This is a genomic window from Microcoleus sp. EPA2 (assembly GCA_020882975.1).
Lineage (GTDB): Bacteria > Cyanobacteriota > Cyanobacteriia > Cyanobacteriales > Microcoleaceae > Microcoleus.
On the sequence record JAHRFD010000044.1, the window covers coordinates 1 to 14537 of the forward strand.

Genomic DNA, 14537 nt, shown 5'->3' on the forward strand with positions numbered 1-14537 from the left:
TAGTCAGTAGTCATTAGTCAGTAGTCATTAGTCAGTAGTCATTAGTCAGTAGTCATTAGTCATTAGTCAGTAGTCAGTAGTCAGTAGTTATTAGTCAGTAGTCAGTAGTCAGTAGTCAGTAGTCAGTAGTCAGTAGTCAGTAGTCAGTAGTCATTAGTCAGTAGTCAGTAGTCAGTAGTCATTAGTCAGTAGTCAGTAGTCATTAGTCAGTAGTCATTAGTCATTAGTCAGTAGTCAGTAGTCAGTAGTCAGTAGTCATTAGTCATTAGTCAGTAGTCATTAGTTATTGGTTATTGGTTAGTTGTTATTGGTTAGTTGTTATTGGTTAGTTGTTATTGGTTAATTGGCAGATTAATTCCCAATTCCCAATTGCCCATTCCCAATTCCCAATTACCAATTCCCAATTCCCCATTCCCCATTCCCAATATTATTAAAATGCGTGCTTTATTTTTGCTAGTAATTGTGGTGGGGCTGACTATTTTTGCCCTCCAAAATGTTGCTCCGGTATCCCTGGTGTTTTTGGGAATGCGATCGCCCGCTGTGCCACTATCTATCTGGATATTATTCAGTATGGGCACAGGAGTTGTCACTTCTTTGTTGATTTCTGGCTTGCTGGCTTTCTCAAATTACCTATCTCAAATGCGAAGCCGCACGAGTCGCAACAGTCCCCCTCGCAATACTTTTGCTCAGGATCGGAGGACACCTTACCCAGCGTCTCCTAGTCCCAGAAAACAGGACATTAACCCCGATCGCCAAGGGAGAGAAACTCAGCCTGCTTCTGGATACCAAACACAGTACGGTACGCCCACTGCTTATAATGCTCGGACTTTTCAGCAGGATGTTGCGCCCCCAAACTCTGGTAACGCTACAACTTCTGCTGAAGCTGGAACTTCTATCGCAGCCGATGATGAGGACGATTGGGTTTCTGAACCCTCTAAAATTGGCTCTCCACAGGGTGATGATGATTGGGGGGACGATCGCGAAATTGTCGCTCGACCGCCTGTAAATGACGTTTTAGAGGCAAATCCGAGGGATTATGAAGCTAAACAGGAGCCGAAAAGCCAGTCCTGGTCAGGCTCTGTCTATTCCTATGGCTATCGCGATCCGAGCAAATCTGGGGTTGGACAAACAGAGTCTGTCTACGATGCAGACTATCGGGTGATTGTTCCTCCCCAAGGGGTGCCGATTTCTGACATAGGTGATGGGGAAGTAGCTCCACATAATACAGAAGATGAGGAGGATTGGGGATTGGATGAGGATGATGAGTTGGAGGACGATCGCCCCAGTGGTGGCCCGATTAACCTGAAAAAATAGCACACTATCGGAGGATTTGATTGTGGATTTGTTGCGAGGAGTTAATCTCTATCTCGTCGGGATGATGGGTGTGGGGAAAACAACTGTGGGGCGGATTTTGGCGAGGGAATTAAACTACCGTTTTTTTGACACTGATGCCGTAATTGCTCAAGTTGCTAATGAGTCGATCGCAGATATTTTTGCGACTCAAGGAGAGGAAGCGTTTCGGGAATTAGAAACTCAAGTGCTCGGTCAATTGTCGGCTTATACTAATTTAGTCGTTGCTACTGGTGGTGGCACTATTTTGCGATTGACTAACTGGAGTTATCTCCACCACGGTATAGTGGTTTGGTTGGATGTGCCTGTAGATCAATTGTGCGATCGGCTGCGAGAAGACACCACTCGCCCCCTACTGCGGGATGGGGAGATCAAATCCAAGCTGGAAACCCTGTGGCAGCAGCGAGAGCGTTTCTATGCTCAAGCAGATGTCCGAGTTAGCGCTAATATTAGGGAAACGCCGGAAGTTGTGGCTGCTAGGGCGATCGAGCACATCAAAAAAGTTCTTAAATCAAAAATCGGAAATGATATTAATTAATTTACCCGTGTTAGCGCCGTCTATGGAAGAGCTAGATACAAAGCCGACAGGGTTCTCTGTCAAGAATCATGGGCTTACTGAGTTGTGCCAAAAAATAAAATGGCCCCACCGCGGTCGGGCTGTAGGGCGCAAGGACAGTTAAACGCTTCTTTAATTGTCGGAAAATTTATGCTCAACGCTATCTGCCTATGTGACGATTTTATAATCGTCCATGCACTGAGAAAATCTCTTGTATCAAAAAATGTAACCCAGCATCGATCGAATTTAAGCTCCCTTATTCTGAGAACAATACCTCATGCAATTCTGACTAGCAGCTCCTTCAAGCTGCTTTTTTATTGCAAATTGAAAGGCAAAAGCCATCCGTTATTAGTTATAACTACATCCACTTAATTATACGTAATATAACGTAATATAATCCAACCGCCCTCCCCCAAGGGCAGGGGCAGGGTGGGTCACTTCTCCCTTCTTTCCGTGGCCATGCCAAACTAAAACAATATAAGTCTGCCAGTTTTTGATAAAAACTCTAGGGTTCCTCCCAAACCCAAACCACTCAAAGAAATAGTAGCTAACATCAAAAAAGACCGCCATCTCTTGAATCCCGATATTTGAATATCAAGTCTTGCCAAAGCTCCGGCTGATGTCAAGACTAAACAAGTAGTAAAAAGGTGGAGCCAAGTCACAACTATCACTGCTAAAAAAGAGCCAACAATAATAGAAATAAAAGCACCCACATCTGTCGATAACCATCGCATAACTAAGGTTTTTGTGTTCCTCAATGGGAACGACAAGGCGATCGATAGGATTAAACTAACAGCTATAGTTAAAAACCAAACAATATGGGGAGGAACATCAAATTCCGATAATTTCCAGCCCAAACAAAAATAGCTAATAAAAAGTAGAGTGAGGGAAGGCCAAGAGTTTTTTCTCATCTGCTCAACAGTTTGGGGACGCTCCGTGAAGGGGGAGAGGGGGAAATGGCGGGCAATAGAGGAGAGATTTTGATAAATAATTAGTGTTTAGGCAGGCTACAGGTTAGTAGAAATAGCTTGCACCGGACAGGTAGGGATGCACTGTTCGCAGACTATACAGCGCGATCGAACAAAAGTTAGTTTAAAGCTTTCTGGGTTCAGGGTCAAGGCTTCTGTGGGGCAAACTCCCGTACATAAGCCACAGTGAACGCAGACATCTTCATCTATGAGTATTTCCCGGCTGGCGAGGGAAACTCCAATATTTTGCGATCGCAGCCAGTCGATCGCCGCTTCTAGTTGGTCTATGTCCCCTGCTAACTCTAGCACCAGTTTGCCAACTTGATTCGGAGCCACCTGGGCCCGGATAATATTGGCTGCTACATTAAAATCCTTTGCCAGTCTATAGGTTACAGGCATTTGGATCGATCGTTGCGGAAACGTCAGCGTTACCCGTTTTTTCACGCCTTTAATCCTCGGTAATTTACCAGCAATTTTTCGGTTCTTATGTTTTAGCTTACTTGGCCTAGGCGGTGAGTATGTCAAGGGAGCCAAATTATTGATAGCAGATAGCTTATTATCTCAAAATATGGTATAATCAAAGACGGTTATTTAAAATAAAAACCTAGAATTAAAATTGTAATCAATTTTATGAGTCCCAATTCGCCAAAGTCAAGTGCTGTCGAGGCCACCAAAAATTCCGAAACAAATTCAACAGCGTCACGGCTCAGAAACTTATTAGTTGTGTTAGCAGCGATCGCCCTGGCGGTATCCATATTTTTGGGACTACGCACCCAAACCCCATCAAGTAGTCTCACCGAAATGGCAAAAGCCTCCGCACCAATAGAAACAGCTTTAACCAATGGCAAGCCCACACTCATGGAATTTTATGCTAATTGGTGCGGTAGCTGTCAGGCAATGGCCAAGGATTTGAGCGAAATTAAACAAAAATATGCAGAACCGCTAAATTTTGTGATGCTGAATGTGGACAATGACAAATGGCTACCAGAAATTACCAAATATCGAGTAGATGGCATCCCCCACTTTGTTTATTTAAACAATAAAGGTAGCGCCGTTGCTCAAACGATCGGGGAAGCGCCCCGCGGCATTATGGAAGCTAATTTAGAAGCTTTAATTGCAGGGAAAGAGTTGCCCCATGCTCAATCAGTAGGTCAAGTTTCTAATTTTACTCCCGCCACAGGACCAAGGAAAACCAGCAGTTCAGACCCCCGCGCCCACGGCAGTCAAGTACAGTAAACAAATCCTGGGGTTTAAAGTGCGATCGCTTAGTCTTTGAACTGAAAAAAACTCGCAAAAATAGCCAGTAAAATTATTAATAAAGAACAAGAACAAACTAGACCGGGTTTGCGTCAAGTAATTAATAAAACTAAAAACCCACCCAGCACAAACATTCCATCCCCCGCGGCAAAAATTCCCTGGTCAAATACTAATTAGCAGTAGCCATGAATATAAATTTTTCCCGTTTCGATACCTTAAGCAGCATACTAGCAGGCACTACCGTCGCCGCCTTAACAATCATTATCAGCCAACCAGCGATCGCCAAAACTCCCCAAGAAGTAGCGAACATTGCCGGACCACTGACAGTACAAGTTAACAGCACCCTAGGAGACGGTTCCGGCGTAATTATTGCCAAAAACGGCAAAAATTACACAGTTTTAACCGTCAACCACGTAGTAGAAAAAGCCGATGTCAAATATACAGTTCGCACTTCCATTGGCAAAAACTATCCAGCAACCTCAGTCACCCGCTTGCAAACATCCCAAACTGAAGCCGATTTAGCCTTAGTCAAATTTGAAAGTCCAGAAGAATACCCAGTAGCAACGATCGCCGATTCCGATCGAGCCGTCATCGGCACTCAAATCTTCGTTTACGGCTATCCCGCTACCGGCGGACTTTTTGGGGCAGAAAGAGAACCAGAACTCTCTCCCGGACTCGTTACCAGCCGCCCGCGGAATCGACCCGAAGGTTACACTTTGCGATATCAAGCAGTAACTTGGAGTGGTATGAGTGGCGGGCCAGTGTTTGACTCCGAAGGTCGAGTCATCGGCTTGCACGGACAAGGGGAGTTTGGTTTCGCCCAAACCAGTTCCGGTGAAGTGGCCCCAATTAAAACAGGATTTAATGCAGCAGTTCCGATCAATACTTTTATGGCGAAACTGGCCCTGGCGGGAATGAAACCATCGGAATTGAAACTAGACAATACCCCCGCCATCCAAGGCCCGGTATCGAGCACTAATCCTCAAGATCCCCAAGCCTATTATTTTCGAGGACTTTCGCGGTTAGATCAAGGAGATGCTTGGGAGGCGATCGCGGATTTCAACAAGGCGCTTGCTTCTAAGTCTAACTACACTCCCGAAATATACTTCAATATCGGTAATGCCCGCACTCTCATCGGTAGCGTCGATCCCACCCGTGGTCCAAGCGCTATTCAAGCATACACGCGGGCGATCGCAGCCAATCCCGGCTTTGCCGACGCCTACTACAACCGAGCCCTAGCCCACCTCGAAAACAAAGACAAACCCCAAGCCATTGCCGACTTTCAAAAAGCAGCAGAACTTTACAAACAAGGTGGGAGAACCAGCGCCTATCAAGATGCTCGTAAAAGAATCGAACAGTTGCAATGATTGTTGAATGTTGAATGTTGACTGTTGTTATTAGTTATTAGTTATTTGTGAGGACGAATAACTAATAATATCAAATCCTCTCTTCATCGGAATAGTAAATTCGAGTTCACTGTTCACTGTTCACTGTCAACCGTCAACTGTCAACCGTCAACTGTCAACATCACCTGACGGTGTAACCGGAAATGATATGATTTAACCGCGAAGGCGCTAAGGACGCGAAGTTCGAGAAGAGAGAGTTTAATACAGGACGATGAAGAGAGGATTTTATATAACAAACAACCAACAACCAATAACCAATAACCAATAACCAATAACCAATAACCAATTCCCAATTCCCAATTCCCAATAACCAATTCCCAATTCCCAATTCCCAATTACCAAGGCGAACCAATCATTGTAAAAGCCGCCCAATAATAAGGATGGGACAAATTTTTGTCTCCCCGCGCCGTCAACTCCCCAGGTAAAGGTAAAGCCTGACGATTACCCGATCGCACCAAATAACCATCCTCCAAACGCACCTCTCCCCGCAACATCGCCAACTGCGCCTGTCGTAAAGCCTCAGCCTTAATCGGAGCCACACGCAACTGCTGATAAAACTCCGTCATCAACCCCAAAGTACCAGCATCACTCACATACCACAAACTCGCCAAAGCCGACTTCACCCCCGCATTCACCGCCAACCCCGCAAAACCCAACTCAGCCTGTTCATCACCCACTGCTGTCGTACAAGCACTCAAAACCAACAACTCCACCTGCGGATTCGATAACTTCAACTCATCCAACTCACTCAACCGCAACTTAGTATCCCAAAACTGAATATAAGAATTCTCAGCACCCCCAGGTTGAAACTCACCATGAGTAGCCAAATGAATAATTTTGTACTCCTGCTGACGCTTTTCCCTCAAATTTGGCAAAGTAAAGTTCTCATTCAAAAAAGACAAACCAGGCCAAATCTTACCCACAATTGTGGATATTTCCAGCGGCACAGCCGGCAAAGGATTTTGATCGTACTTTTCAGGAAATTTCGATGCACCCATCGCCAAAACCCTAGCATCTTTAATATTGCTATAGCGCGTATCAGTTAAGCTCAAACTAGGAATCAATCCTAAACTATACTTCTCCACCAAAAATTGCTTGCCGTCATAAAGAGCAGCCAAAGGTAAAGTTCGCAAACCAGCATCCATCGAAAATGCTAGAGTATCAATTTTATGCAATTCCAAATCTGCTTCCAGGGGTGCAATTAACCACTGGTAAAGTTGCTCGCCCGGTTCCTTATAGTCAGCATTGATTAATCTCCTGGGACTGCGCACAGCATTGGTAAATTCCTTCGCAACTTGCAGCACTGTTTCGCGGCTGGCTGGTATGCTTTTAAAGATATTTTTGCCATCGGGCAAGAGCAGTACCAATTCTAAATTGTTGGCTTTCGCCCATACATAAACGATCGCAGGTTTTACTCCTGTCAAGCGATTAACGCTGCTGAGGGTATCTCGAATAGTTTGTGGGGTTACAGATTTTCCTGATAAATTGCTGCCAAAATAACGTTCAAATTCTTTCCCCTGAATTTGCTCTCTTTGCTGCACTGCGTCGATGGGATTTAGTTGAGTTATGGAATTGTTCGATCGAGAACTTTCGGCAACTACCACACTCTGATAACTACCCGGCTTTTGGGCAGTTGTCCCTCCGTCACTGTTGGTGGAGCTAGCGGTGTCTAGATTGTTATTTAACACCGATGTTGACTGTGGTTGACTTTCTCCGGGAGTGCTAGTTTTGCTGGTCCCCAGGGAGCTGACAGCCTGGTCTGAAGAGATGTTTGTCGTTGTGCTCTTTGGTACCGGCTCGATCGCGATCGAATTCGGCGCAACCACCAATTCTTGGGAATTGGTTGTAGTTTTCAGTTGGATGGTTGTCTTGGGTGTTGGACTCGGTTCGATCGCGATCGAACCAGTAACAGTTGTATTTGTCCCGGTGTTAGGCTTAGAATTTCCAGTGGCCAGAGGCGTAACAGTGCAGGTTCCTGATTTGCAACTACTTTGCAGCAAAGTCTGGGAACCCGATCGCACTTGGCCCTCTGTGGAGATGCTAACGGGGTCGCCCTCAGTGTTTGTGCTAGTAACTGTGGATCGTAAAGCTCCTCCTGCGGTGATTTCCACATCACCCCCCGTATTCCCACGAGCCTTGATAGAAGTAACTTGAATATCTTTTTGTCCTGTGATAGTGCTAGAACCGGCTTTTCCTGACTCCGAACTAGAATTAATCACTCCAGTCGCGATCGAACCTGGTGCGGTAATGGAGATATCTCCGCCGCTTTTGGCGCCAAAGGCATCGATGTTGCCCGATGCTACAGCATTAGCGCTGCGGATGTTGATATCTCCTGCCCCCCCGTTGGTGGAACGAGAAGATAAAGTTCCTGTGGTGATGTTCCCCTGACTGCTAGTAATGTTGATGCCTGCGGGGGAGGTAATATCACCAATCTTGACGCTACCGGCGATTAAGGTAATAGAGGCGTTGTCAATCCCCGCGATCGCAGCCGTTCCCATGATAGTACCGGTTCCCAGGGGCGATCGAATCACGATCGGGTCTTGAAAAGTAACAGTAGGTACTAGAGTAGAGTTAGGAGTTGAACTCGGCATGGGTGTTGAAGGCGATGGCCCAATCAAAACTTGACCATTACCATCAGAACGCCCGATCGCAATAGAAACAAACCCATTCCGCAAAGTCGCCAACTCAGCCCCAGTCAGATTCAAACCTTCTTTGTTTCCATCACCACCAATGGTGATATTTTGAGGTGCCTCCGTTGGTTGCAACACCAAACTACCATTGCTAGCGACGGAATTTTTGTTACCCGTCAGGTCAATTTCCCCACCAGTTAAAGTAATATTGCCCGCTGTTTGCAAACCACCAGCCTCCATCGGCCCGACACTTACTCCCTCCCTACCAGTCAGGTTCACATTACCAGCAATATTTCCTCTAGTATCGATCGCCCCTACAGTCACTTTCGCCGCAGCCGTCAGCGTCACATCCCCAGCCACTCGCGACACCGCCCCAGAATTCGATGAAGAAGTGAGAGTCGCTTCTGTACCTGTCCGTAGTCGATCGGCAATAATGTTACCTGTTTGGCTGGTGATGCGAATCTCCTGACCGTTAGTTGAAATATTACCAGTTCTGATACTGCCATCAGCTTTCAGAGTAACAGAGGCATTGTCTGTGGCGGTGAGGGAACTGGTAGTAGTGATTGTTCCCCGATCCGAAGGCGACTGAATAATCAGCGGGTCTGAAAAATTCAAATTATTAGCAACCAGAATCGAACCGCTGCTATCACTACGCCCGATTGTGATTCCGGCAAAACCATTTTGTAAACTTCCTAAATCGCTCGCCGTCAGATTCAAAAAACTATTACTACCCAAGTTACCCGTACCCGCGATCGCTATATTTTGAGCAGGACTCCAAGGTTGCAACACCAAAAAACCAGTCCCACTCACCGAATTATTCCCACCCTTCAAGTCAATTTCATTGCCAGTCAAACTAATATTTCCAGAACCCCCCGCAATCCCCCCAACACTCAGAACATTCTGAGCAGTTAAATTCACAATTCCCGCACTTCTGGAACCACTCACATCAACTTTTTCTGTCCTTACGTTCAGCCCTTCCAGCAAAACATTACCACTGCGACCATTGTTGGGATTAGATGCCGAAATATTATTACCAGCAATCTCTCCCTGACTTGTCAAGCTAATATTTCCCCCTTTGCTCAACAAATTACCTACAGTAACTTGCCTGCCAAAAATTGCGATCGCCCCACCTTCTGTGCTAATAGTATCCCTACTATTCATTGCAAACAAACCCGTACCATTACCATCGGCATCAGCCCGAAAAGTCACCGAACCAGTAGTAGTTTGAAAACTCAACCTATCGTCTGCCAAATCAGAAATTTTAATATCATTTAAAGCCTCCAAAACCACATTAGTCGTCGCCGAAATCCCCTCTAGAGCCCTCGCCGAAATAGTCAAAGAACTCCCTGAACTACCGGGAAATCCTGGTGAAGTTGCAGCCCCCAAAATACCACCATTAGCCAAAATTGCAGCATCATCAGCAGCGGCTGCGGCATCTGTGACCACAATATTTTCCGGGTCTAACAACAAAGTCCCCAAACCATTTGTACCCCTAGTATCTACACTCCCATTAAAAATCAACCCTTTTTTAGCAGAAACCTCGACAAACCCACCGACACCACCAACATTAGGAACTGTAGAAACACCCCTAGCATTCACATTCCCGGAAAACACGGTTGTACCATCCGCCCAGACGACGGCGCTACCCCCATTGCCCGATCGAGTAGCATTAATGGCGATCGAACTCTTGCCATCGACATAAGTCATATTTGCAGTAGGCAGAGTTCCCCCACCTCGATAATCTCCCCCAACTCGCACCGTGCCCCCACCCTCAGCTCCCGAAGCATCAATCTTGGCGGAAAACAGCCCTACTCTTTCCCCCAAGACATGAACAGTACCTCCTGTACCATTGGGCTCTGACACATTGGCCGCACCCGATACTATAGCCGTTCCTGAACTTGCCGAAATAGCTTCTCCTCCAGTCAGTACCACTTGACCTTGGGAATTGGTGCTAAGTCCGGTGGCGTGGTCACTCCCTCCCCCAGAAAGCAGCCGAGGTAAACTCAGTGGCGAAAAGGGCAAAGAAGTTGAGTCAGAAACACCAGTAGACCCAGAAACTTCCAAACTCAGCAACATCCCATTTTGGCTCAACCGCACCAGATTCTCTCCCGGTACTGCTGCGACTGTGATTTGACCCCCAGGAGCCGAAAGTTCTCCTGTGCTGATGACTGTGCCCCCAAGCAGAGTTAAATTTTGTCCATTACCAACGGCTAATTTACCAACATTAACTATGCTCCCTGACTGCGCTGAAAAAGCAAAAGCACTAGGTGTTCCCACCAGGGCTGCATAATCATTAATCCCTGTGCTATTGAACCAACGATTATCAAAACCAATGCTGCTAGCAGTAGTAGCAAAAAAAGACCCCGGCACATCCAGGCGGGCATTACTGCCGAAAATGATTCCTGCGGGGTTGACCAAAAATAGATTGGAATTACCACCGCTAACTTTTATCAACCCATTAATAAACGAAGCATCGCCACCAACAACGCGGCCAAATATATTTTTTATGCCCTGATTTGAAATAAAATTCGCTGTTTCCCCAGAATTTAAACCAAATCGAGTGAAACTGTGGAATTGATTTTTACCATCTTTTGACGTAGCGCCTCCTGTAATGTCATAGCGCCCTGTCGCACCTGGGGTAACAGTCGTGTTCGTCTTATCTGCGGCGGGAAGAATGGATTGGGCCCAGGCAATTTGAGATTGGGGATAAACTCCTATAATCACCCATCTAGTGCTGTTTTGTTTCGCCAACAGCAGACTGGGTGAAAAATCTAATATCCAAAGTCCGGCAATGGGAATTGCTGCCAGAATTGACCGTACAGCACGTTGAGCATTCATAATAGTTTGCCTCGGTCTAGACCTTAATTGGAGTAAAAAATGGAGATTTTAGCCAAAAAACAGTCGATCGCACCCCAATCCTCACTATTCCTAACGCGAGCTCTCGCTCTCAAATCTTAAATTCTTAGTCTAATTTTGAGTGTGTCACCAACATAGCAAACACTGGCAAGCACTGTCCAAATACAGAAATTCAACAAAAAGGCAATATGAGCGATCTAATTTTGCGGATCATTGGTTTGACAGGGGGCATCGCTACGGGTAAAACCGCTATCTCTAATTATCTGGGCGATCGTTATGGATGGAGGATTTTAGATGCCGATATTTATGCCCGCGAAGCTGTGTGTCCAGGTTCGCCAATACTGAGTTCTATTGTAGAACGCTACGGCGCTGGTGTTTTACTCCCAGACGGCAATTTAAATCGCCCGGAGTTGGGAAATATTATTTTTTGTAACCCAGCGGAACGGCAGTGGCTAGAACAACAAATTCACCCTTATGTCCGTCACCGTTTCGTGGAAGCCACTCAAAGTTACATTGCTCGATCGCCTCTTGTATCCACAAACACATTGCCTCTGGTTTTAGCAGTCCCACTACTGTTTGAAGCTAACATGACAGATTTATGTACAGAAATTTGGGTAGTTTACTGTTCACCCTCTGTACAGTTAGAACGGCTAATGAAGCGAGATGGCTTGAGTGTCGATCTAGCTAATGCCCGCATTAATAGTCAGTTTCCCCTAGAGCAAAAGTGTCAGAAAGCTGATGTTGTTTTGGACAACTCCTCCAGTCTCGACTCCTTGTTTGTCCAGGTAGATGCCATCATTTAGCAATAAATTATGAAGGAAATCTGAATAATTAAATAAATTTACAATTAGCGCTCTAGCATTCCTCAAGCAAGTGAGGTTTTTGCCAGTTAATTGACGCCCCTTCTTCAGGGGACACCAATGAGGGGTATTACCCCCTAAACCGGAGGCGTAAAAAACTTGCAGATTGCATCGATTATCAATTGGTAATTTTGCAAAACTTGCATTTTTTTACCCTGATATCAGAGCAGAGGCTGCGTATCAAGAAGCGGAAACTACAAACACCGAACTTTATGATGCGCACTTACTCTTCTATCCTAATGTCAACTCTGTTATTGAGCAGCACTCCAGTTAACGCTCAAAGCCTACAAATTCCTCAGACATTTTTTTCTCCACACAAATCTGTTCCCGAATTGTTAACATCCCAAGCCGATCCAAATTCTTCCACAGAAACAGATAAAGATTCTGCTCCCGAACGAGGTAGCGGAAGATAAACAGTCCTAGACGCAACAGGCATGGGTAATAATCATGCAGCCACGATAGTTTTTAGGGCAAAAGTAGGGCGTTCTAGATAGCTGATAACTTGTTGTTTAGTACGATCGCTCACTTCTTCCTGAAGCAGTACCGCCATGTCGTTAACTGCTTTTTCGCCACTGCGGAATGACAAATAACCTACAGTTCCTACGGCTGCGACAATCTGGACAACAAACGGCACAATGAGAATTACCCGCAGTGGGACGTTTCCTAGGAGTTGACGGAGAAAGAGCTTCTTTGCAGGTGGGTTTTTGTGGACCTTTGGCATCACGCTGATGGGTTATTATTTGGGAAGGGTAATTCCTGATGTGGATAAATATTTATTGCCGATAGTTTTGGGAATAATTGTGTTGTCTTTTGTGCCTTCTATCATTCATATCATTCAAGAACGCCGCGACAGCAAAAAAGATTGAGGGCGAGGGTCCCAGACGGATAGATGGAGCCGATCGCACTAGCAAGATAACACGACCGAAAGTAATGGGGTCTATGGCCCGATTCCGTAGATTCCCCTAGAAAATCGCAAATATAACCTCCATTTAGCCCGTCTGCGTTTCACCAGCATCCAATCCGGGAACTTGCCGCTCCCTAGGTTCATCTGGTACAACTAACACAGTTGAATGATTTGTCAGAAATAACATAAATGGTTGCAACATCAGTTCAGATTAAACACGAAGTCAAAGACTTATCCCTAGCCCCCTTGGGAAGACAACGCATCGAGTGGGCAGGCCGGGAAATGCCGGTGTTGCGCCAAATTCAAGAACGATTCGCTAAAGAAAAGCCCTTCGCAGGCATCCGTATTTCAGCTTGCTGCCACGTTACTACAGAAACAGCTCATTTGGCGATCGCCCTGAAAATGGGCGGTGCAGATGCAGTGCTCATCGCCAGCAACCCCTTGAGCACCCAAGACGACGTAGCAGCTTGCTTAGTTGAAGACTACGGCATTTCCGTCTACGCCATGAGAGGAGAAGACGCAGCTACCTACGAACGTCACGTTTACACAGCCCTAGACCACCGTCCCAACATTATCATCGACGACGGCAGTGACGTAGTAGCAGCCCTGATCCAACACCGGCCCAACCAAATTTCCGACTTAATCGGCACCACCGAAGAAACCACCACAGGTATCGTGCGTCTGCGGGCGATGTTGAAAGATGGCGTGTTGACTTTCCCCGCCATGAATGTTAACGACGCTGACACCAAGCACTTCTTTGACAACCGCTACGGTACGGGTCAATCTACCCTAGATGGCATTATCCGCGCTACCAACATCTTGTTAGCCGGTAAAAATATTGTGGTTGCAGGTTACGGTTGGTGTGGCAAAGGCACGGCACTGCGGGCTCGCGGCATGGGCGCTAACGTAATTGTCACCGAAATCGATCCAATTCGGGCGATCGAAGCAGTCATGGACGGTTTCCGCGTGATGCCAATGGACGAAGCAGCCACCGACGGAGACATTTTCATCACCGTTACGGGCAACAAACACGTCATTCGTGCCGAACATTTCGACAGCATGAAAGACGGTGCAATGGTTTGCAATTCCGGTCACTTCGACATTGAAATTGACCTCAAATCCCTCGGCGCAAAAAGCACCGATGTCAAGACTGTACGTTCTTTCACTCAAGAATACCGTCTCAATAATGGCAAGTCGATTATTGTCTTGGGCGAAGGCCGTTTGATCAACTTGGCTGCTGCTGAAGGACACCCCAGTGCCGTGATGGATATGAGCTTTGCTAACCAAGCCTTAGCCGCCGAACATCTTGTCACTAATAAAGGCAAATTAGAGCCAGGTATTCATTCAATCCCTGTCGAAGTTGACAGAGAAATCGCGCGTCTCAAATTGGAAGCAATGGGTATTTTCATTGATACCTTGACTCCAGAGCAAATTGAGTACACAAACTCTTGGACTTCTGGTACTTAATCTTAGTTTAGAGTTGTAGGGCAATCCCCCGTGGTTGCCCCTATTTCTCGTTCCCAGGCAGAGATCATTGATGACAACTTAAGACTGAAACCCATAATAAATGTCGCTTTTAGTCGAGTCTCGATCCCCCTCGCATCCCCCTTAACAAGGGGGACTTTGAAAAGAATCTTGTCTCCCCTGATTAAGAGGAACTTTGAGAAGAATCTTGTCCCCCCCTTATTAAGGGGGGTTAGGGGGGATCGAGACTTAGATAAAAACAAGAGAGACGGTGGGTTTGACGTTA

Annotated in this window: 12 protein-coding genes; 8 read left to right on the forward strand and 4 right to left on the reverse strand. The window is 46.2% G+C overall.

The features are described 5' to 3' along the window. The first annotated feature begins 321 nt into the window (after positions 1 to 321). Positions 322 to 1314: a LapA family protein gene (locus AAFP14_RS24435; RefSeq protein ID WP_341734783.1), complete on the forward strand. Its 993-nt coding sequence runs from the start codon at positions 322 to 324 to the stop codon at positions 1312 to 1314. 22 nt (positions 1315 to 1336) lie between these two features. After that, complete coding sequence (locus AAFP14_RS24440) at positions 1337 to 1888, forward strand: shikimate kinase (protein ID WP_341734784.1); 552 nt, start codon at positions 1337 to 1339, stop codon at positions 1886 to 1888. A gap of 485 nt (positions 1889 to 2373) precedes the next feature. On the opposite strand, the gene AAFP14_RS24445 is transcribed toward AAFP14_RS24440, so the two are convergent. Together AAFP14_RS24445 and AAFP14_RS24450 are read right to left on the reverse strand one after the other, a co-directional pair. Beyond that, positions 2374 to 2640, reverse strand: coding sequence for a hypothetical protein (locus tag AAFP14_RS24445; RefSeq protein ID WP_341734785.1), 267 nt, complete (start codon positions 2638 to 2640; stop codon positions 2374 to 2376). 273 nt (positions 2641 to 2913) lie between these two features. Beyond that, positions 2914 to 3318: an NIL domain-containing protein gene (locus AAFP14_RS24450; protein ID WP_341734786.1), complete on the reverse strand. Its 405-nt coding sequence runs from the start codon at positions 3316 to 3318 to the stop codon at positions 2914 to 2916. 186 nt (positions 3319 to 3504) lie between these two features. Between AAFP14_RS24450 and AAFP14_RS24455 the strand changes: the two genes are divergently transcribed. Further along, positions 3505 to 4110 (forward strand): thioredoxin family protein, encoded by a 606-nt coding sequence (locus AAFP14_RS24455; protein ID WP_341734787.1) that lies wholly within the window; start codon positions 3505 to 3507, stop codon positions 4108 to 4110. A 206-nt stretch (positions 4111 to 4316) separates the two neighbouring features. Continuing rightward, positions 4317 to 5498 (forward strand): tetratricopeptide repeat-containing serine protease family protein, encoded by a 1182-nt coding sequence (locus AAFP14_RS24460; RefSeq protein ID WP_341734788.1) that lies wholly within the window; start codon positions 4317 to 4319, stop codon positions 5496 to 5498. Between the two features lie 374 nt (positions 5499 to 5872). Here the strand turns inward: AAFP14_RS24460 and AAFP14_RS24465 are convergent, their stop codons facing one another. After that, positions 5873 to 11005, reverse strand: a complete 5133-nt coding sequence (locus AAFP14_RS24465) for a CHAT domain-containing protein (RefSeq protein ID WP_341734789.1) — start codon at positions 11003 to 11005, stop codon at positions 5873 to 5875. Between the two features lie 206 nt (positions 11006 to 11211). On the opposite strand from AAFP14_RS24465, the gene coaE reads away from it, so the two are divergent. Next, on the forward strand, positions 11212 to 11826 hold the full coding sequence (coaE, locus tag AAFP14_RS24470; RefSeq protein WP_341734790.1) for a dephospho-CoA kinase: 615 nt from the start codon (positions 11212 to 11214) through the stop codon (positions 11824 to 11826). Between the two features lie 269 nt (positions 11827 to 12095). Then, a complete protein-coding gene (gene patX / locus AAFP14_RS24475; RefSeq protein WP_341734791.1) occupies positions 12096 to 12296 on the forward strand; it encodes a heterocyst-inhibiting protein PatX in 201 nt (66 codons plus the stop codon). Positions 12297 to 12328: 32 nt separating this feature from the next. Here the strand turns inward: patX and AAFP14_RS24480 are convergent, their stop codons facing one another. Beyond that, positions 12329 to 12517 carry a hypothetical protein gene (locus AAFP14_RS24480; protein ID WP_341734792.1) on the reverse strand — a complete coding sequence of 63 codons (189 nt, stop codon included), beginning with the start codon at positions 12515 to 12517 and terminating at the stop codon, positions 12329 to 12331. 70 nt (positions 12518 to 12587) lie between these two features. Here AAFP14_RS24480 and AAFP14_RS24485 point away from each other — a divergent pair, with 70 nt between their 5' ends. Continuing rightward, entirely contained in the window at positions 12588 to 12749 is a 162-nt protein-coding gene (locus AAFP14_RS24485; RefSeq protein ID WP_341734793.1) for a hypothetical protein, read from the forward strand. Between the two features lie 227 nt (positions 12750 to 12976). Then, positions 12977 to 14254, forward strand: coding sequence for an adenosylhomocysteinase (gene ahcY, locus AAFP14_RS24490; protein ID WP_341734794.1), 1278 nt, complete (start codon positions 12977 to 12979; stop codon positions 14252 to 14254). Positions 14255 to 14537: the final 283 nt, after the last annotated feature.